We start from the raw sequence: 20,442 nt of genomic DNA on the forward strand, positions 1-20,442 counted from the left end.
GACGGCGCCCTGGGGCGCCGTCGTGTTGTTGCGTCAGGTTTTCCCGCGGTTATTGCGCGTCGGGGTGCTTGGCCGAATAGCCGACCAGGACCGGCTTCACGCCCTGCATCACCAGCGCATAGCTGACCTTGTCGAAGGTGCGGAACACCATCGCGTGGGCGGCGTACTCATCCGGCAGGGACACCCGGCCGGCACCATCGGTGAGCGAGTCGTCCATGCGCGAGGAGCCCGGGTACTTCATGCGATGCGCCACATGCCGCCCCTGGCGCCACAGCGAGACCACGGTCCCGTTGTCGATGCCGTTGGCGCTGCCGGCCGAAATCGCGATGACGTCGCGCGGACCGCCGACCAGGTACATGTCCGTCACCGCCAGCACGCGGATGTCCAGGCCTTCGGTCTGGGCGGCAGGGGCGTGCGGGAAGAACTGCAGGTCATACGGGGTGGCTTCCACCGGCACCAGGCGGTCGCCGGCGCGCACTTCACGCCCGTCGGTCCGGCCCTGCAGCGCGATGGAGGTCACGTCCGACCTGTCGTCCGGCACCTTCACCACCGTGCCCACGTTCAGCTGGGACAGCTCGTAGCCCAGCATCTCGTTGCGCTTGCTCGGCGCGGCTACGAAGTTCTTCCACAGGTTGCCGCTGCCCGGAGTGACATCCCCGTTGGCGGTCAGGTCCTCGGTCGGCTTTGGCAGCGAGTAGCGCACGGTCGGTCGGACCACGGCCCAGCGCTGGCCCACCTGTGCCCCTTCCAGCCCCCGCACGTAGGCGGTCTGGCCGGTGGTGGCGCGCAGGCGGTTGTCTTCCAGGGCCACCACGTAGGGCAACGAGTCGATCTCGTCCACCACGCTGAGCTGCTTCAGGAAGGGTTCGACCTGGCTGAGCGGGATCGCATTGATCGGCGCTTCCTGGCGCGGGCCGGGCTGGGCCACGACGCGGTCCAGGTAGGCCAGGCTCAGCACGTCACCTGGATAGATGAGGTGCGGGTTCTTGACCTGCGGGTTGGCCTGCCAGATTTCCGGCCACAACCACGGCTTTTTAAGGAAGCGCGCGGAAATGTCCCACAAGGTATCGCCCTTCTGGACGACGTAGGTTTCCGGGTGCCCGCCATTCACTTCAACGGCGGTAGCATAGGTAGCGACGGTCAGCATCGCGACGGCGACGACCGTACGAGTTCTTTCAAACATAGGTGTGGTGCCTGATTCCCCAACAGGTTCGAGCACTATAGTCCAGAAACCGGGGCGCAAGGCAAGCGTTGGCGATAGAATTGCGACGTACGCCGCTTTAAGGGCGCCCCCAAACGGTATTTGCCATGGCCATCCTGCCCATTCTCGAGTTCCCGGACCCGCGCCTGCGCACCAAGGCGGCGCTGATCGACGCCGCCGAAGTGACCACCCCGGCCTTCCAGGAACTGATCGACAACATGTTCCAGACCATGTACGACGCCCCGGGCATTGGCCTGGCGGCCTCCCAGGTCGACGTCCACAAGCGCTTCATGGTCATCGACGTCAGCGAAGAGAAGGACACCCCGCGGGTGTTCATCAACCCGGAGATCGTGGCCAGCGAAGGCGGCCAGGTCTACCAGGAAGGCTGTCTGTCGGTGCCCGGCATCTTTGCCGACGTGACCCGCGCCGACACCATCACCGTGCGCTTCCTGGACCGCCAGGGCGTGGCCCAGGAGCTGACCACCGACGGCCTGCTGGCAGTGTGCGTGCAGCATGAGATGGACCACCTGGACGGCAAGCTGTTCATTGATTACCTGTCTCCGCTCAAGCGCGAGATGGTCCGCAAGAAGCTGGCCAAGTCGCGCAAGCACGTTGCCTGACCTGGCCACGCCGCCTTACCGGTTGTTCGGCGCCGTGCCCCGGCGCCGTTTTTCTTTCTGCAAGTGGGAACGCCATGAAGATCGTCTTTGCCGGAACGCCTGAGTTCGCCGTCGCCTCGCTGCGCGCCGCCGCGCGCCACCAGGAGGTGGTGGGTGTGTACACCCAGCCGGACCGCCCGGCCGGCCGTGGCCGCGGGCTGATGCCCTCGCCGGTGAAGCTGGAAGCGATCGCCCGAGGCATCCCGGTGTTCCAGCCCGAATCGCTCAAGACCGAACAGGCCCAGCAGCAGCTGCGCGACCTGCAGCCGGACCTGATGGTGGTGGTGGCCTACGGGCTGATCCTGCCCAAGGCGGTGCTGGCCATCCCGACCTACGGTTGCTGGAACGTGCATGCCTCGCTGCTGCCACGCTGGCGCGGCGCCGCGCCGATCCAGCGCGCCATCCAGGCCGGCGATGCCGACACCGGCGTGTGCCTGATGCAGATGGAAGCCGGGCTGGACACCGGCCCGGTGCTGCTGCGCCAGCACACCCCGATCCAGGCCGGTGAACTGGGCGGCTCGCTGCACGACCGCCTGGCCGAACTTGGCGCGCAGGTGCTGTCCGACGGCCTGGGCCTGCTGCGCGCCGGCCTCAAGCCGATCGCCCAGCCGCAGCCGGAACAAGGGGTGACCTACGCGCACAAGCTGGACAAGGCCGAAGCGCGGCTGGACTGGTCGCAGGATGCGCAGGTGCTGGAGCGCACCGTGCGCGCCTTCAACCCGTGGCCGATTGCCGAAGTCCAGCTGGCTGGCGAGCGCGTGCGCGTCCATGGCGCGGTGGCGCTGGCCGACAACCAGGGCAAGGCCCCGGGCACGCTGCTGGCGGCCGGCCGCGACGGCATCGATATCGCCTGTGGCCAGGGTGCGCTGCGCCTGCGCGTGCTGCAGCGCGAGGGTGGTAAGGCGATCACCGCAGCCGACTACCTCAATGCCCGCCGCGACCTGGCCGTGGGCACCTGAGATGGCCCAGCCCCGCCAGAATAAACCGTCCCCCGCGCTGTCCGGCCTGGCCCCGGGCGTACCCACCCGCGTGCTCGCCGCCCGCGTGCTGGCCCAGGTGATCGGCCGTGGGCGCTCGCTCAAGGCCGAACTGGCCACCGCGCTGCCTACGCTGGACGACAGCCGCGACCGCGCCCTGCTCGAAGCGCTGTGCTTTGCCGTGCTGCGCCGGCGCACCGCCTATGACGCCGCCCTGGCGAAATGGATGCAGCGCCCGCTGAATGTGCGCGAGGACGAGCTGCGCGCGCTGCTGCTGGTCGGCTTTGCCCAGCTTGATGCGCTCGACCTGCCGGCGCATGCCGCACTTTCGGCCACGGTCGACGCCGCCCGCGCGCTGGGCAAGGAGCGCCAGGCCGGGATGGTCAACGCCTTGCTGCGCCGCGCCCAGCGCGATGGCATTCCGGCGCTGCCGGCGCGTGAGGCCTTCCCGCAGTGGATGGCCGAGCAGATCGAACAGGACTGGCCAGAGCAGGCTGACGCTGTCTTCAGTGCCAGCCTGCAGCCGGCGCCGTTGTGGCTGCGGGTCAACCGCCAGCACGGCAGTCGCGCGGCGATGCTTGAACGGCTGGAGGCGGCGGGCATTGCCGCCGAGGCCAGCGAAGTGGGCGCCGATGCGATCCGGCTGCCGGTACCAGTGGCGGTGTCGGGGCTGCCCGGCTTCGCCGACGGTGCCCTGTCGGTGCAGGACCTGTCCGCCCAGCAGGTGGCCGATGCGCTGGCCGTGCCCACCGGCGCGCGCGTGCTCGATGCCTGCGCGGCCCCGGGCGGCAAATCCGCGCACCTGCTCGAGCGCGACCCCAGCCTGCGCCTGCTGGCGCTGGATATCGATGCGCGCCGGCTCAAGCGCATCAGTGAGACCTTTGCGCGCACCGGCGTGGGCGAACACGCCCAGGTGCGGGCAGCCGATGCCACCGATCCAGCCAGCTGGTGGGACGGGCAGCCGTTCGACGTGATTCTGCTGGACGCCCCGTGTTCGGCCACCGGCATCATCCGCCGCCAGCCGGACGTGCTGCTGCACCGCCGCGCTACCGATATTCCGGCGCTGGTGGCGTTGCAGGCGCGCCTGCTCGATGCCTGCTTCGGCATGCTCGCCCCGGGCGGCACCCTGTTGTATGCGACATGCTCGATCCTGCGCGAGGAAAACCAGTTCCAGGTCGAGGCCTTCCTGCAGCGCACCCGCGGCGCGGGGTTCCTGCCACTGGGTGACGCTTACGGCCATGACTCCTGGGCCGGGCGCCAGCGCCTGCCGGGGGAACAGGGTGCTGACGGCTTCTTCTATGCACGTCTGCTAAAGAAAGGGTAACCCTGCACCGTTAGAATCGCGCCCATGCTGAAAACACGCGAATCCCGGGAATTCTGGTTGCTTGCGCTGATGGCCCTGCTGGTACTGGGGGCAGGGCTGGGCATGCGCGATCCCTGGCCATCGGACGAACCCCGCTTCGCGTTGGTGGCCAAGCAGATGGTGCTGAGCGGGGACTGGTTGTTCCCGCACCGCGGTACCGAGCTGTACTCGGACAAGCCGCCGATGCTGATGTGGCTGCAGGCTGCGCTCTATACCGTGCTGCGCGACTGGCGGGTGGCGTTCCTGTTGCCCACCCTGCTGGCGTCGCTGGGCACGCTGGCCTGCGTGTATGACCTGGGTCGCCGGTTGTGGACCCGCAAGGTGGGCCTGTACGCCGCCTGGGCGCTGCTGTTCGCGGTGCACTTCACCTTCCAGGCAAAGAAGGCCCAGATCGACCCCCTCGTGGTGTTCTTCATCACCTTGGCCAACTACGGCCTGCTGCGCCACCTGCTGTGCGGGCCGGCCTGGCGCTGGTGGTGGCTGGGCTGGTTCGCCGCCGGCCTGGGGGTGATCACCAAGGGCGTGGGCGTGCTGGCGCTGTTCATGCTGGTGCCGGCGCTGGCCGCCGTCGCCATGGGCTGGCCGCGCGTCCGGCTCGACCTGCGCAACTGGCGGTTCTGGGTGGGGCCGTTGGCCTTCCTGGCCGCCATTGCGCTGTGGCTGGTGCCGATGGTGCTGGCCGCCACCGGCAGCGGCTCGGCCGAATACCGTGCGTACATGAACGACATCCTGTTCCGGCAGACGGCCAAGCGCTATGCGCAGTCCTGGGACCACCACCAGCCGTGGTGGTACTTCCTGGCCACCATGCCCTCGATGTGGATCCCCGCGTTCCTGCTGGTGCCATGGGCGATTCCCGCCTGGTGGCGACGCCTGCGCCGGCGCGACCCGCGCTACCTGCTGCTGCTGGGCTGGTGGCTGCTGATCGTGCTGTTCTTCTCCATTCCGCACGGCAAGCGCGATGTCTACATCCTGCCGGCGCTGCCGATGTTCTGCTTGGCGCTGGCACCGCTGCTGCCGGGCCTGCTGCGGCGGCGCGACGTGCAATGGGTGCTGGGCGGCTTCGCGGTCCTGCTTACCGTGGCGCTGCTGGGGATCGGCGTGGCCATGCTCGGCGGTGAGCCCAGCTTCGAGCGCAAGCTCATCCTTGAGCGCGGCATCGACACCTCGGTGACCGCCGCGCTGGGCTGGGTCGGCATCGCGCTGGGCAGCTGGGGCGTGGTCAGCCTGGTGTTCAGCGGTGCGCGTCGTTTCCACCTGGCGGTGGTGTCGCTCCTGGCGATGGCATGGGTGGCCTACGGGCTGGTGGGCTACCCGCTGTTCAACGATTCCAGTTCGGCGCGCGGGCTGATGTACCAGGTGGGCCAGCGCATCGGCCCGGATGCCGAGCTGGGCCTGGTGGGCTGGAAGGAACAGAACCTGCTCATGTCCGACCGGCCGGTGCGCACCTTCGGCTTCAAGCGGCGCTGGTACCTGCAGCTGCAGGACGGCCGGGCATGGCAGGCTCAGGCGCCCGAGCGGCGCTGGCTGCTCGTGCAGCAGGCCGCACTGCTCGCCTGCGTGGACCGGGCCCAGGCCGAGCGCGTAGGGGTGGCCAATCGGCGGGGCTGGTGGCTGGTACCGGCGCGTGCGTTCGCAGGGCCCTGCCAGCCCAGTGCCGTGGACCTGGCGCGGATACGCCGCGAGCAGGGCAAGGAAGAGGGCGAGGACTGACCCTGCGCTCATGGATCATTCCCGACCGATCAGCGACAATGCCGCCCGCTCCGCCCGAGTCGCATTGAACGTGAACAACGCGCTTCCCCGTACCGCCGGCGTCCACCCTGTCCTGGCCTGGGTGTTCACGATCGCGCTTGGCCTGTCGCCGGTACTGCTGATGTCCACGATGGACGGCGGCAGCGCGGGCTATTACGGGCTGGTGCTGCTCAGCTTCATCGTGCTGGCCTGGGTGCGTCGCCCTGCGGTCGGCACCGTCTGGTGCGACAATCGCCGCGAGTACCTGTGGATGGTGGCAGGCATGGGCGTGATGCTGCTGGGCGTGCTGACCAGCCTTGCCGTGCATGGCATCTGGAAGGGATCGGAAACCGAAAAGGCGGTGCGTTTCCTCACCGTGGGCCTGATTCTCGCCGCCGCGTTGCGCGTGCCACGCCCTGTGCTGGTCCATGCCGCGTTCGGCCTGCTGGCCGGCATCTGGTATGCCGTGATCAACGTGGCCTGGCTGGTGCTGAGTACCGGTGCGCGCCCTGCGACCCGCCAGTTCAACGCTGTCACCTACGGCGACCTGACCCTGTTGTTCTCGGTGATTGCCTTCCTGTTGCTGGGCCTGCGCATCACCCGCTTCCGCCGCACCGAATTCGCACTCAAGCTGGTCAGCGGCATCGCCGGTATCGGGGCCTTCCTGGCCACGCAGACCCGTGGCGGCCTGCTGGCCATTCCGTTCTTCCTGTTCATCGCTCTGCTGGTGCAGGGTCGCCGCATGAACCGCTTCAAGGTCCTGGCCGCTGCGCTGCTGCTGGGCCTGGCCGGCATCATCGTGGCCAGCGATGCCTCGATGCGTGAGCGCATCCACCTTGGCGTGAGCGAGTTCGACCAGTGCCAGGTGGCGCACCTCTCCGATACCTCGGTATGCATCCGCCTGCAGCTGTGGAGCGCGGCCGGCCATATGATCCGCAGCGAGCCGCTGTTCGGCGTGGGCGGCGGCGACCGCTTCCGCGAGGAGCTGGCGCAGCTGGCCGACGCCAAGCAGGTCACCCCGACCGTGGCGCGCGACTTCGGCGAAACCCACAACGACCTGCTGTACTTCCTGGCCACCTACGGCGTGCTGGGCGGGTTGGGCCTGGTGCTGCTCTACATCGCGCCGGGCTGGGTGTTCGCCAGGCGCCTGCGGTTGGGTGTGACCGACCGGCCCACCCGCCTGTTCGCCGGTGCGGGCCTGATGATCTGCGTGGGCTTTGCGGTGTTCGGCCTGACCGAAATGATGTTCCGCGACATGCGCACCGCCTCGTTCTACGCCACCTGGATCGCCTTCTTCCTGGCCCTGTCCGACCCCCTGCGCCTGCGCACCCCAACCGACGTGTAGAGCCGACTGTTAGTCGGCTGCCCCACCCAACACCGCCACATAACAAGCTTCAGTCAACGCACTGAACGTCTCCAACCCGAACGCTTCCACCGCATGCGCGCGCGCGGCCTGGCCGACGGCCGGCAATGTCTGCCGCAGCTCATACAGCGCCACCACCTGCGCGGCGATGGCGGCCACGTTCCGCACCGGCACGATCCAGCCGTTGTGCCCATGCGTGATGTTCTCAGGCAAACCCGCGTAATCGCTGACCATCACCGGCTTGCCCATCGCCATCATTTCGCGGCAGGCAAACGAGATGGTTTCCACGTCGTAGGACAGCACGAAGCCCGCATCGCCGCTGGCCACGAACGGGCGGATGTCTTCCAGCAGCCCGGCAAAATGCACCTGCCCGGTTACGCCAAGCTGTTCCACTTCCGCCACCAGTTGCGGGTCGGGCTCGCGTCCGGCCACGGCCATGTGCACCTTGCCGCGCAGCGGTTCGGGCAGGGTGGCGATGGCGCGGGCCAGGTCGATCCAGCCCTTGTGGCCATCGGTGCCGGCGTTGCTCACCAGCACCAGCGCATCCGGGTCGAGGGTCCAGCGCGCGCGCAGGGCCGCGCCATCGGCGGGCGCAACCGGCGAAAAGCGCTGCAGGTCCACCCCATTGCGCACCACGTCGATCGGGCAGCGCCGGTACGGGCTGTCCAGCAGCATCTGCCGGGTGTGTTCGGACACGGCGATCACCCGGTCGGTGCCCCAGCGTGCACGCACGGCATTGCCGAAGGTGTTGCTGGATTTGCTGTTGTGCTTGGTGAACACCAGCTTGGGCCGCTTCGGCAACCCCGCCACCGCCTCCATCACCACGCGGTGATCGCGCGCGCCGTTGGCGTGCACGATATCGATGGCGTGCTCGCGGATCAGCCCGCGCAGCGTGCGCAGGTCAGCCCATTGCCGCCCCAGCGTGGCCAGGCCGCTGCTGAAGGCGATCTCCACCGGCTCGGCGATGCGCTCCTGGCGCACTACCCGCAGCACCCGGCTGCCGGCGGGTGCGGCCATGAACAGCTGATGGCGCGGCGACAGTGCGCGCGCCAGCGACGCCAGGTAGGTGGTGTGCCCACCGCCATCACCGGCGTGGAAGTTGGTGTAGAGGATCTTCATGGGGGCCTTCGGTAATACGCCCCCAAAGTCTGACATACCCGTGTTCAGGGAGTGTCGCCAACGTCCCGTGGCGGATCGCTGACCGGCTGCCCGTGCTGCAGCATCCACAGCATGATGGTCTTCTGCCGCACGTAGTTGGCGCGCACGTAGGCATACACCAGGCCATGCCAGCCATCGCGGAAACCGCCGCGCAGCAGCAGCCCCCGCCAGAAACGCCACGCCGGGGCGAGCACCAGCTTGGCCAGCGTGGCGCGCTTGCCGCGCGCGAACTCGTGCTCGGCCATCATCCGCGCATAGCGCTGGGTCTTGGCCAGCTGCTGTTCCAGTGAGCGGTAGGGGTAGTGGATGAGGTCGCCGCGCAGGGTGCCCACGCTGCCATCGACACTGGCTGCTTCGTGGATCTCGCGCTTGCCGCGCCAGCCGCCGTGGCGGCGGTCGAACAGCCGCAGCACCCGGTCCGGGTAGGCATTGCCATGGCGCAGGAACTTGCCGAAGTACTCGGAAAGCCGGGCAAAGCGGTAGCCATGGGGGCCGGTGAAGCCCACCGCCTGGGCGGCGAGGATCGCGGCGCGCAGGTCATCGCTGATGCGCTCGTCGGCATCCAGGCAGAGCACCCAGTCGTGCGCGGCCTGCGCCACGCAGAATGCCTTCTGGCTGCGGAAGCCGTCGAACGGGCGTTGCAGCACCCGCGCCCCGGCGGCCGTGGCGATGGCCACCGTGGCATCGGTGGAGTACGAGTCCACCACGATGACCTCATCGCAGAAGGCCAGCGAGGCCAGGCAGTCGCCGATGCGGTCGGCTTCATTGAACGCGATAATGCAGGCCGAGATGCGAGGCCGTTCAACGGGAGCGGTCGTGGAGGACATGATGGCCGAGTACCTGCTGTTTGCGACGGAACGCTATGCGTTGCCTATTCTCGCCCCGTTGGCCCAGGCGTTGCACGCCTCCGGTCAATCGGTGTCGGCGTGGTTTGCCGACGGAGCGGCCGGGGCGAGCCTGCCAGGCGTGCCCAACGTTGGCCTGCAGCAGGCGCTGGCGCTGCGCCCGCGCGCGGTGTTCAGCGCGGCCAACTGGGTGCCGCCGTTCATTGCCGGGGCCAAGGTGCAGGTCTTCCATGGCTTCAACGTGCAGAAGCGCGACAGCGCCCGTGGCCACTTCCGCGTGCGGGGGCTGTTCGACCTGTACTGCACCCAGGGCCCGGCCACCACCACCCCGTTCCGCGAGCTGGCCGCACGTGAGGGCCACTTCGCGGTAGCCGAGACCGGCTGGCCCAAGCTCGACCCGCTGTTCCTGGACGACGGCGGCGCCAGTGCAGCGCTGCGCGCGCCCGCGCAGGGGCGGCCGGTGATCCTGTTCGGCTCCACCTTCACCGAGCGCCTCAGTGCGGCCCCGCACCTCTACGAGCAGATCGCCGGGGACATCGCACGGGGCGGCCATTACTGGCTGCTGACCCTGCACCCCAAGTGCCCGCCGGAGTTGTTCGCGCGCTACCGCGCACTGGCCGGCGCCAACGCCGCCTTCATCGAACCGGAGCAGGTGATGGCCGCGCAGCGCGCCGCCGATGTGCTGGTGTCGGACACCTCCTCGATCGTCTCCGAGTTCGTGGTGCAGCACAAACCGGTGGTGACCTTCCGCAACCGCGTCCCGCAGCCGCACATGATCGACTTCGACGATCCGGCCCAGCTGCCGCCGATGCTGGCACGCGCGCTGCACCCGGAGCCGGCGTTGATGGCGGAGATCCGCCGCTACGCCGACGACATCCACCCGTGGCGAGACGGCCGCTCCAGCGAGCGCGTGATCGCCGCCACCGAGGATTTCCTGGCAGGCGAGATGGGTATCCTGAAGCGCAAGCCGTTCGGCGCGTGGACGCGCGGCCTGCAGATCCGCAGGGACCTGGGTTATTGGGGCCCCTCCAAGCGGTAACGGTTACCGATACGGGCGGCGCTTCACGAACGCAGCATTGAGCTGTTCAAACACCGCCCGCGCCTCGGCTTCCGGCAGATACCGCAGGCACAACGCGATGCTGCCGCTTGCCCCCGCCGTATCCAGCCATACGCTGGACGTGCCCAGCCACCGGTCCAGCGGCGAGCGGCCCAGCCGCAGCGCCTGCAGCTTGTCCAGCTCGGCAAACCGCCACCAGCGCTGCCACCAGCCACCGCGCACGGCCACGTAACGCGCATCCAGGTGCCAGCCCATATGCGCCATGGTGCGATGTGCGCGCAGCGCCGACCACGGCAGCCACGCCAGCACCAGCGCGCCCCACGGCCCCACTTCCCACACGGCACCGGCCGCCAGCAGCGGCACGATCACCAGCGCCGGCAGGCACAACCGCCACCAGCCGCGCAGCGGCACCGGCCGCCACTGCGCCGGTGGCCACTGCAGCTGCGGCAGAAGGTGCTGCACCAGCGTGTTGCAGGCCTCGGGCGTAGCCAGCGGCGCCAGTTCGCGCAGGTCGCGGCGTTCGCCATCGGTGGATACACCTGCGGCGATATCGATGCGCAGGTGGCGGCGATTGAACCAGCGCTGCAGCGCGGTTTCGCGCAGCGTCCAGGCCTGGATCCGCCGGCGCGCCACACTGGTGCGCATACGCGTGAGCAGGCCGCTGGCCACGGTGAGGCGGCGCTCGTGTTCGGTCAGCCGGAAGCCGTGATAGCGCAGCAGCGCCACTGCCACGGAGAACACCCGCAGCAGTGCCCAGAAGCCGATCACCATTACCAGTGCCGCCACCACCCAGACCCAGGTGGCCGGGTGCAGGGAGCTGGCATAGCCGAACGCCTGGCGGCCACCGTGTTCAATGGCGTCGTCGACCGCGCCGCGCGGGAACAGCTGGTACGACGCACCGATAGCGGCCAGCACCACCACCCAGCCGCGATTGGACAACAGCCCGACGCGCACCACATCGGCGGTACCCAGCTGCAGCAGGACATCTTCGGCCGGGACGTCGGGGGTTTGCACCGCCGTCGTATCCCCGCTGGCCACCTGCTGCTGCCCGCGCTGGCGCACCAGCTGCTCCAGCGCCAGCGCCTGGTCCAGCTTGAGCACGCGCATTTCCGCTTCCGGCCGATTCCCGCCGGCCGATTCCAGGCGCAGTTCGGCCACGCCGAACAGCCGGTGCAACGGATTCTGGTGCACCACCACGTTGTGGATGCGTGCGAAGGGAATCTCGCGCCGGTTGCGTGAGATCACGCCGCTGCGCACGCTGATCGCATCGCGGCCGATCCGGTAATGGAAGGTGAGGTACTGCAGGATGGAAACGGCCACCAGCACCACGATCACCACCAGCGCGGCCAGGTTGGACCACATCTCCTCCTCGTCACTGTCGCCGCGGCCACCGAACACCACCAGCGCTACCAGCGGCAGCAGGAACTGGCGCAGCTGCATCAGCAGCACGAACAGCCACGACCATGGATGCAGGCGCTGGTCGGGGGCGCCGTCGTCAGCCAGGGGCGTGCTCACAGGGCGTCATCGTCCTGGTCCAGCTGGCGCCCCAGCGTATCGCGCAGGTGCTCGGCATCGGCCTGGTCCAGCCCGGCCAGCGACACCGCACTGAAACGGCTGCCGGCGGTATGCACCACCAGGGTGGACAGCCGCGCGGTGCGTTCGATCGGGCCACGGCGCAGGTCCAGGTGCTGCACGCGCGACAGCGGCACCCGGGTCTCCAACTGCCACATCAGGTCACGGCGCACGCCCAGCCCCTGCGCATCCAGCCGCCACCACGTGCGGCGCTGCCGGCGGAAGCCGAAGACGCCGCCGATCAGCGCGCCGGGAAGCAGCATGGCCGGTCCCGCGATCCAGCGCATCGGCAGGTCGAAGACCACCCACAGCGTGCCGAGCACGCCGCCGATGAAGATTGCACCGGTGATGGCACCGGCCACGCCGGCGATGGTGGCCGCGCGCAGCGGCAGCGGCTGCCACGTGCCCTGGTCGGGCAGGGGGGGCGGGGACGGCAGCGGGGCAGGGGACGGGTCGGACAAGGCAAGCGCTCGGCAGGAGGAAACATGCCGGGCGTCCACATCAGGTCGGCTGCGCCCGTCGCGCAGACGGTAGCAGGTTGGCGCGGGCTATTGCGCGGCCTGGATCAGTGCATCCACGTCCAGCAGGTGGCCGGCGCGTTCGGCCTTGGTGCGCAGGTAGTGCTCGTTTTCGGCGGTGATGTCGCCGGTCACCGGCACACAGTCCACCACCTCGATCCCGGCATGGCGCAGGCGCTGGGCCTTGGTCGGGTTGTTGCTGAGCAGCTGTACGCGCTGTACGCCCAGGCCCTGCAGCATCGCCACCGCGCTGCCATAGCGGCGCTCGTCGGCGCCGAAGCCCAGCTGTGCATCGGCATCGATCGTATCCAGCCCATCGTGCTGGTAGCCATAGGCGCGCATCTTGGCGGCAATGCCGGTGCCGCGGCCTTCCTGGTCCAGGTACAGCAGCACCCCACCGCCCAGTTCCTTGAGCTTGCGCAGCCCGCGCCGCAGCTGGTCGCCGCAGTCGCACTTGAGCGATCCGAACAGATCGCCGGTCAGGCACGAGGAATGCACGCGCACCGGTACCACGCCGGCAAGATCGGGGTTGCCCACGATGATCGCCACCTGGTCGCGCTGGGCCACGCCGCCGCGGAACACCGCAAATTCGGTCATGCCCACTTCGCGCAGCGGTACCGGCGAGCGTGCCACCAGTTCATAGGCGTGCGCGGCCTGCTCGGCGCCCTGGGCCAGGTCGCACAGCGATACCTGCGCGCAGCTGTCGAAGCGGGCATCGCCCGGGGCCAGCAGTACCCCCACCATGGCCGGCAGCAGCAGGCCCAGCCGGGCGATTTCCACCGCGCCCTCATCCAAGGCCTGCCCGGCGGTCCAGCCGGCCGGCATCGGCTCGGCATCGCGCAGGTAGCTCAGCGAGGGCAGTGCATCAAAGTCGACCCCGGCCAGCGGGACGCGTGCGCCGTCTTCGGCGGCCACCCCCAGCACCCGCGCGCGGGTAGCGGTCAGGAACAGGTAATGCTGCCCGGCGGCCACCCCGGCAAAGGCGGTGTAGCTGCTGCGCGTACTGCTGTCCAGGGCGATGAAGGCCAGGCGCTGGCCGTGGCCGTCATCGATCACCACCGGGCGGCCGGCACGCAGTTCGGCCACCGCGCGCTCGCAGCGGATCGCGGCCGGATCGCCGAACGGGGAAGAAGCAACTGGGGACATGGCAGGGGCCGTGGGGGACATCGTGGTTTCACAGTGGGGTCGGAAGGCGCCGATTCAATCGTGGCCGGTGCGACGCAGCGTCGCGCTCAGTGCGGATGTCGGTCGGTGGCGTACGGGTCCACTTCGTCGCTGTGCGGCGGGCGCAGCGTGTAACGCTTGTAGGTCCACTGGTACTGGGCCGGATCGCGGCGGGCAATCGCCTCGATGCCGGCATTGAGCGCACTGGCGGCCGTGCGCGGGTCAGGATCGGCCACGGCGGCGTCAGCCGGCGTGATGTGCAGGGCGAACTGCATGCCCGGCCCGGTGCGTTCGCACCACCCGTACAGCACCGTGGCCCCGGTGCGCTCGGCCAGCCGGTTGACCAGGGTCATGGTCAGCGCTTCCACCCCGAAGAACGGGGCGAACACGCCATCGCCGGCCTTGGGTTGCTGGTCCGGCAGGATGCCGGTGGCGCCGCCGTCCTTGAGCACCTTGAACAACTGGCGCACCGCCGGCCCTTCGGCCCGGACCTGCTGCACGTTGCTGCCGCCCCGGACCAGCTGCAGGAATTCATCGCCCACCGCTTCATCCGGCGCCTTGTAGACGATGGCGATCGGCCCGCGCGAGGCCAGCCACTGGTTGAGCAGCTCCCAGTTGCCGTAGTGCGGGGCGGCCACGATCACGCCCTTGCCGCTGGCCAGGGCAGCGTCGTACAGCGCCTCGCCATGGCGTTCGGTGAGCAGGGCCAGGTTCCGGTCGCGCGGGCGCGTCCACAGGCGCAGGGTCTCCACCGCCTGCAGCGCGGTCGAGCGCAGCACCGCCTTGTGCAGGGCGGCGCGGTCCTCGGCCGACAGCTCGGGGTACGCCAGCTCCAGGTTGCGCCGGGTCACCCGGCTCTCGCGGGCATTCAGGGCGATCCAGAGCCCGGCCAGGCCATGGGCAAAGCCGCGCAGCCAGGACCAGGGCAGGCGGGTGAACAAAGCGGCGGCGCGGTAGGCCAGGCGGGCGGTGGTTTGCGGTTTCATCGGGGCAAAGTCTAGCCGGTGCAGGCGCTCAACCCCTAAGGTAGGCCGCTTGTTCATCCTGGAAAGCCCCACCATGCTCGTCCTCATCCAGCGCGTTACCCAGGCCAGCGTCAGCGTGGACCACGCCGTGGTCGGCCAGATCGGCCCGGGCCTGCTGGCCCTGGTGGGGATGGAGCCGGGCGATACCGAGGCCCAGATCCGGCGGATGGCCGATCGCCTGCTTGGTTACCGTGTGTTTGCAGATGAGAGCGGGAAAATGAACCGATCCCTGGGGGAGACAGGGGGCGGCCTGCTGCTGGTGAGCCAGTTCACCCTCGCGGCAGACACGGCCAGCGGGATGCGCCCGGGCTTCAGTACCGCCGCGCCGCCTGACGAGGCTGAACGTGGATTCAACAGATTGGTGGAGATCTGTCGTCAAAAGCACGTTTCAGGGGTGGAAACCGGTCAGTTTGGCGCCCATATGGTTGTCAGCCTGATCAACGATGGTCCGGTGACCTTCCTGCTCAGACCCTGACCCCGGGACCACCGCCCGGGCCCGAGGGGCGCTGGGCTGGTATAATGCTAGGTTCTATTCCCTATCCCTGCCGGTGGCGCGAGCACTACATGGCCAACGAACGTCCTGCCCAGCAAAACGACATCAAGCTTCTGATCAGCAAGGGCCTGGAACAGGGCTACCTGACCTACGCCGAAGTCAATGACCACCTGCCCGACGACATTGTCGACCCGGAGCAGATCGAAGACATCATCGGCATGATCAACGGCATGGGCATTGATGTCCATGAAGTTGCGCCCGATGCCGAAACCCTGCTGCTCAACGACGGCAACACCGGTAACCGCGAAGTCGATGACACCGCGGCCGAAGAAGCTGCCGCCGCACTGAGCGCACTCGACACCGAAGGTGGCCGCACCACCGACCCGGTGCGCATGTACATGCGCGAAATGGGTACCGTGGAGCTGCTGACCCGCGAAGGCGAAATCGCCATCGCCAAGCGCATCGAAGAAGGCCTGGGCCAGGTTCAGGCTGCACTCGGCACCTTCCCGGTGTCGGTGGAATCGCTGCTGGCCGATTACGAAGCGCACAAGGAAGGCAAGAAGCGCCTGGCCGAAGTGATCGTCGGCTTCAACGACCTGGTGGAAGAAGTCCCGGCCCCGGTCGTGGCTGAAGACACCAGCGACGACGCTGATGCGGACGCCGACGAAGACGAAGAAGACGGCGACGACGTCGAAGAAGAAGCCGGCCCGACCGGTCCGGACCCGGAAGAAGTCGCCCGCCGCATGGCCGAGCTGGCTGCTGCCTACGCTGCCTTCAAGAAGGCGGCGACCAAGGCCGACCGCAAGCCGCTGACCAAGCTGCGCGACGACATGGCCGCCGTGTTCGTCACCCTGAAGCTGCCGTTGCCGCTGACCGACGTGCTGGTCAAGCAGCTGCGCGACGTGATGGCCGACATCAAGGGCCACGAGCGCCGCGTGCTGAACCTGGCCACCGTGACCGCCCGCATGCCGCGCAAGGACTTCATCCGTTCCTGGGAAGGCAACCAGACCAACCTGGAGTGGGTGGAAGACGCACTGAAGCGCAAGCAGAAGTGGTCCTCGGCCCTGCGTGACGTCAAGGACCAGATCATTGCCGAGCAGCAGGCCACCATCGACATCGAGAAGAACACCTCGCTGGAGCTGGAAGAGCTGAAGGAAATCAGCCGGGCCATGGCCTACGGCGAAGCCAAGGCGCGCAAGGCCAAGAAGGAAATGGTCGAAGCCAACCTGCGCCTGGTGATCTCCATCGCCAAGAAGTACACCAACCGCGGCCTGCAGTTCCTCGACCTGATCCAGGAAGGCAACATCGGCCTGATGAAGGCCGTGGACAAGTTCGAGTACCGCCGCGGCTACAAGTTCTCCACGTATGCGACCTGGTGGATCCGCCAGGCCATCACCCGTTCGATCGCCGACCAGGCGCGCACCATCCGTATTCCGGTGCACATGATCGAAACGATCAACAAGTTGAACCGCATTTCCCGCCAGATGCTCCAGCAGTACGGCCGCGAGGCCACGCCGGAGGAGCTGGCCAAGGAAATGGACATGCCGGAAGACAAGATCCGCAAGGTGATGAAGATCGCCAAGGAGCCGATCTCGATGGAAACCCCGATCGGCGACGACGAGGATTCCCATCTGGGCGACTTCATCGAGGACACCAACGTGGAGTCCCCGATCGAGAACACCACCAACATCAACCTGTCGGAAACCGTGCGTGACGTGCTGGCTGGCCTCACCCCGAGGGAAGCCAAGGTGCTGCGCATGCGCTTCGGCATCGACATGAACACCGACCACACCCTGGAAGAAGTGGGTAAGCAGTTCGACGTCACCCGCGAGCGCATCCGCCAGATCGAAGCCAAGGCGCTGCGCAAGCTGCGCCACCCAAGCCGCTCCGAGCAGCTGCGCAGCTTCCTGGACATCGATTGATTCCAGGTAGTCGCGCAAATGAAAAAACCCCGCTTCGGCGGGGTTTTTTCATGGGTTGCCGCCAGCGACGGACGGATCGGGCTCCGCCGCATCGCGCCGGACGCTGGCACACATAATGCTGGGGGCGGGTAGGGTCGGTTCCCAAACGACCGCCGACCTCGCTCATCGGCACGGTAACGCATGGCCCCAACCGAAGATCGCTCTTGCCCACCCCGGCGCCTTGCCGCGCTGATCAGGCCAGTGGCGCCATGTAGCACTGGCTACCTCAAGCGTGACACGGGCCCGAACGCCCGCGAAAGGCACTGGAGTAGGGCATAGCACACCCTGCTTCAGCCCGTCCCCAGTAGCAACCCCCGCTTCGCCTCCACTACACTGTGCAACCGCGTAGGGCCTATAGCTCAACGGTTAGAGCAGAGGACTCATAATCCTTTGGTTCCAGGTTCGAATCCTGGTGGGCCCACCACATCCGAGCGCTGATAGCGATGTTGTGTGGGCGAAAGCATAAGTTGGCCGTTTTGGCCAACTTTTACTGGAGCGTAAAGCACAACTTGGCCGGTTTGAGGCCTCTCTAAGCAGGCCCACCTAAGCGATTCAAGGGCTTATGTGCCGCAAGTGATGATTTTTCCAGGTGCGGCCAACTTATGCTGGAGTGCCCGAGTACCGGCTATGCGAGAGTTGGGTTCAAGGGGATCCAAGTGATGATGGTGCTGCCTGTTGGCCGGCCTACGATGACAGGCCTAACAATGTGCACCAAACGACGGGCTGTCCCCGGTAGAGTTCGATAGGCAGTACGCACTACACGGCTGACGATGGTCTGCAAAACCCTGGGCGATTCACCTGACGCGCCCCTTATGAAGAGGCGGCTCATGGCCGCACGCGGAAATCGCCGATGACGTGTACAGGGTGCGCTGCTTCCGGTGGAAGGCGTGGCGGCGCGCGGCATTGCCGACGCGTTCAGTGCTCCGCGTGGCCGCGACCGTTTCCAGGCCGGATCGATATCTGTGCCAAACGCGACACGCCGGTACGCAGCATTGGTCCGCGCGCGGTCGCTGCCGCTCGTGACAGGGGGCTGGGTGGCCGGCAGGTTCGGCGTGGTGGGCCCAGCGCACGAACGCTACTACTACGCGCATCTTGAAGACTGGCGCGAAGGCCTGGCCGAGGGCGAGGCGGTCAGCGAAGGCAGTGTGCTGGGCTACTGCGCCACGGTAGGTGCCCCACCGTGTGTGGGTCCGGTTTCCGCAGGGACTTGGCCACCGCCACGCCCTGCCAACCAGTTCAGCGAACAGTTCAGACCGGGTCGTGAGCCAGCGCGTGCGGCCTCCCTTCGCGCAGATCGAGCACGCGGTCCAGCTTGCGCTACCCCCTTGCTTGCAGACCCGGACACGTGCGCATGACCGCGAAAATCGTCGCTGCATCGACCCGAGCTGGCGCTGCTCAACGCAGCGCCAGCGGCTGATTCGCCGCCATCCGCGCAAGCTTTTCCGGGTTGCGCTGCACCAGGATCTGGGTGATGCGCTCGCCGTCGGTGTCGAATGACATCGCCGATTCCAGGTGTTCGTCGAAAAAGCGCAGCAGCCCCAAGCGGCCGTTGAATAGCGCCGGCACCATGCGTAGCTCGGCGCGCCGCCGGAGGGTGGGTGCGAGCAACAGCTGGGCGATGCGGGCACCGCCCACCATCGGCTTGGGGAGACTGCTGACAATGCCGCCCCCGTCACCGATCAGCTCGGCTGAGCTGTGCATCAGCGCCATCATCGACTTCAGGTCGGCTTTGTCCAGCGCGTCGGCGAAAGCCCGCAGCAGTTGCTGGTGGGTATGGTGTGGCACCACATACAACGGGCGTGCATCGCGCAGGCGGATACGCGCGCGATGCACGGTCTGACGGCAGGCCGCTTCGCTCTTTTCCAGGATCCGGGCGATTTCAGGGTAGCCGCAGTCAAAAACATCGTGCAGTAGGAAGGCGGCACGCGCTTCCGGTGCCAGCCGTTCCAGCACCGCTAGGAATGCAACCGAAAGATCACTCGCGGCCTCATGCAAGCGTTCGGGCGTGTCCGAATGTTCGGTGGGTACCGGCTCGGGAAGCCAGATGCCGACGTAGTGCTCGCGGCTGCGCCGTGCCATGCGCAGTTCGTCGATCGCGATGCGGGTGGCGGTGGCCACCAGCCAGGCCTCGGCATTCTCGATTGCGGCGCGGTCGGTCCCGTTCCAGCGCAGCCACACCTCCTGCGCGACATCTTCGGCCTCGGCCATGGAGCCGAGCATGCGGTAGGCCACGCCGAGCACGCGCGGACGTAATGATGTGAACAGGTCGGGGAAGGTGTCCATTGCGGCATTCAACACGAGCAGGGGCCACCGCAACAGTGCCGGGAGAGTGGCACGGCTGCGGTGGCGTCCCGCACTGCGCTCAGTGCGGGGCAAGTACGGCGGGTTTGCCGGCGTCCTTGATCAGGAACACCACGAATCGCGCCGGTTCGGTACTGCTGGCGTTGCGGCCTACGGTATGCAGATCCTTTGGACCTTCGTGGAAAGCTTCGCCAGGGCCAAGGGAAACTTCGCGTCCACCGGCCACACCCATCACGATATGGCCTTCCAATACGTAGACAAACCCATGCGCGTCGTGTCGGTGCACCGGGTCGGCGCCGCCAGGCGGATACTCCACGGTGAGGACCAAGGCCTCCTTGCCCGGGTACTCGGGCAGGGGCTTGCTCATCACAGCAGTCACCACCGGTTCGGGTGCTGCAAGGGGAGGCGTGGCGGCATGGACGGCAGGGCTGGCCACGGCCAGCAGCAGGAAGCAGAGCAGAGTGCGCATGGGTGTCTCCGTCAGTTGAGGTCGGCCTTGTCCACGCCCCAGGCCTTGTCGCGCGAGCCCGGCTCGCTGCGGAAGGCGATGTTGATGCGGTTCCAGGCGTTGATGCCCATCACCGCATGGGTGAGGTCCAGCACATCCTGCTCGGACAGCTGGCCCCGCACCCGCTCGTACAGTTCGTCCGGTACGCCCTGCGGCGGCAACTGGGTCAGCACTTCGGTCCAGGCCAGCGCTGCGCGCTCGCGCGGACTGAACAGGGGGGATTCGCGCCACACCGCTAGGTGGTGCAGGCGCAGCGGGCGCTCGCCGTGCAGCGTGGCCTGCTTGACATGCATGTCCACGCAGAAGCCACAGCCATTGAGCTGCGACGCGCGGATGGCTATCAGGTCCTGGATCGGCTCTTCAATCGCGCCGGCGTGCGCGGCCATGCTGTAGTCCAGCAACTTCTTGAACAGGGCGGGAGCTTGCTTCTGGTAGTCGAGGCGTTCGGTCATGGTCGTGATCCTGGCAGCGGAGGGGGAAATACGAGGCTGCAGGCTAAGCGCCGCGCCGCAGGCACGGTAGCCGGCGCGGCGGACCCACGGTGTTGAG

18 protein-coding genes, 1 tRNA gene and 1 pseudogene are annotated in these 20,442 nt (G+C 67.7%); 10 read left to right on the plus strand and 10 right to left on the minus strand.

Translation table 11 applies throughout. From position 1 onward, the window contains the following. Positions 1-49: 49 nt before the first annotated feature. The gene (locus tag QE395_RS01990; RefSeq protein WP_093534740.1) at positions 50-1,183 is read right to left on the minus strand and encodes a LysM peptidoglycan-binding domain-containing protein; all 1,134 of its coding nucleotides are present in this window, start codon (positions 1,181-1,183) and stop codon (positions 50-52) included. Positions 1,184-1,308: 125 nt separating this feature from the next. Between QE395_RS01990 and def the strand changes: the two genes are divergently transcribed. The 5 genes from def (at position 1,309) to QE395_RS02015 (ending at position 7,273) form a co-directional block, all read left to right on the plus strand. After that, positions 1,309-1,821: a peptide deformylase gene (gene def, locus QE395_RS01995; RefSeq protein WP_068854169.1), complete on the plus strand. Its 513-nt coding sequence runs from the start codon at positions 1,309-1,311 to the stop codon at positions 1,819-1,821. Between the two features lie 74 nt (positions 1,822-1,895). Then, entirely contained in the window at positions 1,896-2,819 is a 924-nt protein-coding gene (fmt, locus tag QE395_RS02000) for a methionyl-tRNA formyltransferase (RefSeq protein ID WP_249833182.1), read from the plus strand. Position 2,820: 1 nt separating this feature from the next. Continuing rightward, complete coding sequence (rsmB, locus tag QE395_RS02005) at positions 2,821-4,161, plus strand: 16S rRNA (cytosine(967)-C(5))-methyltransferase RsmB (RefSeq protein WP_249833181.1); 1,341 nt, start codon at positions 2,821-2,823, stop codon at positions 4,159-4,161. Between the two features lie 24 nt (positions 4,162-4,185). Then, entirely contained in the window at positions 4,186-5,910 is a 1,725-nt protein-coding gene (locus QE395_RS02010) for a glycosyltransferase family 39 protein (RefSeq protein WP_306987410.1), read from the plus strand. 70 nt (positions 5,911-5,980) lie between these two features. After that, positions 5,981-7,273 (plus strand): O-antigen ligase family protein, encoded by a 1,293-nt coding sequence (locus QE395_RS02015; protein WP_306987412.1) that lies wholly within the window; start codon positions 5,981-5,983, stop codon positions 7,271-7,273. A gap of 9 nt (positions 7,274-7,282) precedes the next feature. Here the strand turns inward: QE395_RS02015 and QE395_RS02020 are convergent, their stop codons facing one another. Together QE395_RS02020 and QE395_RS02025 are read right to left on the minus strand one after the other, a co-directional pair. Continuing rightward, positions 7,283-8,410 carry a glycosyltransferase gene (locus tag QE395_RS02020; RefSeq protein WP_249833178.1) on the minus strand — a complete coding sequence of 376 codons (1,128 nt, stop codon included), beginning with the start codon at positions 8,408-8,410 and terminating at the stop codon, positions 7,283-7,285. A 44-nt stretch (positions 8,411-8,454) separates the two neighbouring features. Continuing rightward, positions 8,455-9,276, minus strand: a complete 822-nt coding sequence (locus QE395_RS02025; RefSeq protein ID WP_249833177.1) for a glycosyltransferase family 2 protein — start codon at positions 9,274-9,276, stop codon at positions 8,455-8,457. Between QE395_RS02025 and QE395_RS02030 the strand changes: the two genes are divergently transcribed. Next, on the plus strand, positions 9,275-10,333 hold the full coding sequence (locus tag QE395_RS02030; protein WP_249834393.1) for a CDP-glycerol glycerophosphotransferase: 1,059 nt from the start codon (positions 9,275-9,277) through the stop codon (positions 10,331-10,333). The two genes, QE395_RS02025 and QE395_RS02030, sit on opposite strands and share 2 nt — an antisense overlap. Before the next feature lie 3 nt (positions 10,334-10,336). On the opposite strand, the gene QE395_RS02035 is transcribed toward QE395_RS02030, so the two are convergent. The 4 genes from QE395_RS02035 to QE395_RS02050 all read right to left on the minus strand — a co-directional run bounded on the left by QE395_RS02035 (position 10,337) and on the right by QE395_RS02050 (position 14,591). Next, positions 10,337-11,866: a PH domain-containing protein gene (locus QE395_RS02035; RefSeq protein ID WP_306987413.1), complete on the minus strand. Its 1,530-nt coding sequence runs from the start codon at positions 11,864-11,866 to the stop codon at positions 10,337-10,339. Further along, a complete protein-coding gene (locus tag QE395_RS02040; protein WP_245356735.1) occupies positions 11,863-12,384 on the minus strand; it encodes a PH domain-containing protein in 522 nt (173 codons plus the stop codon). The genes QE395_RS02035 and QE395_RS02040 overlap by 4 nt, the downstream gene beginning before the upstream one ends. 87 nt (positions 12,385-12,471) lie before the next feature. Beyond that, entirely contained in the window at positions 12,472-13,608 is a 1,137-nt protein-coding gene (gene ribA / locus QE395_RS02045; RefSeq protein ID WP_217537991.1) for a GTP cyclohydrolase II RibA, read from the minus strand. A 65-nt stretch (positions 13,609-13,673) separates the two neighbouring features. Then, positions 13,674-14,591, minus strand: a complete 918-nt coding sequence (locus QE395_RS02050) for a lauroyl acyltransferase (protein WP_095363036.1) — start codon at positions 14,589-14,591, stop codon at positions 13,674-13,676. A gap of 73 nt (positions 14,592-14,664) precedes the next feature. Between QE395_RS02050 and dtd the strand changes: the two genes are divergently transcribed. The 4 genes and pseudogenes from dtd to QE395_RS02070 all read left to right on the plus strand — a co-directional run. Then, positions 14,665-15,105 carry a D-aminoacyl-tRNA deacylase gene (gene dtd, locus QE395_RS02055; protein WP_068854158.1) on the plus strand — a complete coding sequence of 147 codons (441 nt, stop codon included), beginning with the start codon at positions 14,665-14,667 and terminating at the stop codon, positions 15,103-15,105. Between the two features lie 89 nt (positions 15,106-15,194). Next, positions 15,195-17,045, plus strand: a complete 1,851-nt coding sequence (gene rpoD, locus QE395_RS02060; protein WP_068854157.1) for an RNA polymerase sigma factor RpoD — start codon at positions 15,195-15,197, stop codon at positions 17,043-17,045. 387 nt (positions 17,046-17,432) lie between these two features. After that, positions 17,433-17,508 (plus strand) — tRNA-Ile (locus QE395_RS02065). A gap of 448 nt (positions 17,509-17,956) precedes the next feature. After that, positions 17,957-18,238 (plus strand): annotated as a pseudogene (locus QE395_RS02070) (M23 family peptidase); the annotation flags it as partial. A 241-nt stretch (positions 18,239-18,479) separates the two neighbouring features. On the opposite strand, the gene QE395_RS02075 reads toward QE395_RS02070, so the two are convergent. From QE395_RS02075 to QE395_RS02085, 3 genes are all read right to left on the minus strand, one after another. Then, positions 18,480-19,367 carry an RNA polymerase sigma-70 factor gene (locus QE395_RS02075; protein WP_306987415.1) on the minus strand — a complete coding sequence of 296 codons (888 nt, stop codon included), beginning with the start codon at positions 19,365-19,367 and terminating at the stop codon, positions 18,480-18,482. A gap of 79 nt (positions 19,368-19,446) precedes the next feature. Next, complete coding sequence (locus QE395_RS02080; RefSeq protein ID WP_306987416.1) at positions 19,447-19,854, minus strand: cupin domain-containing protein; 408 nt, start codon at positions 19,852-19,854, stop codon at positions 19,447-19,449. A gap of 11 nt (positions 19,855-19,865) precedes the next feature. Then, positions 19,866-20,345, minus strand: coding sequence for a carboxymuconolactone decarboxylase family protein (locus QE395_RS02085; RefSeq protein ID WP_306987417.1), 480 nt, complete (start codon positions 20,343-20,345; stop codon positions 19,866-19,868). Positions 20,346-20,442 lie beyond the last annotated feature (97 nt).

The sequence above is a fragment of the Stenotrophomonas sp. SORGH_AS_0282 genome (assembly GCF_030818125.1).
GTDB lineage: Bacteria > Pseudomonadota > Gammaproteobacteria > Xanthomonadales > Xanthomonadaceae > Stenotrophomonas > Stenotrophomonas rhizophila_A.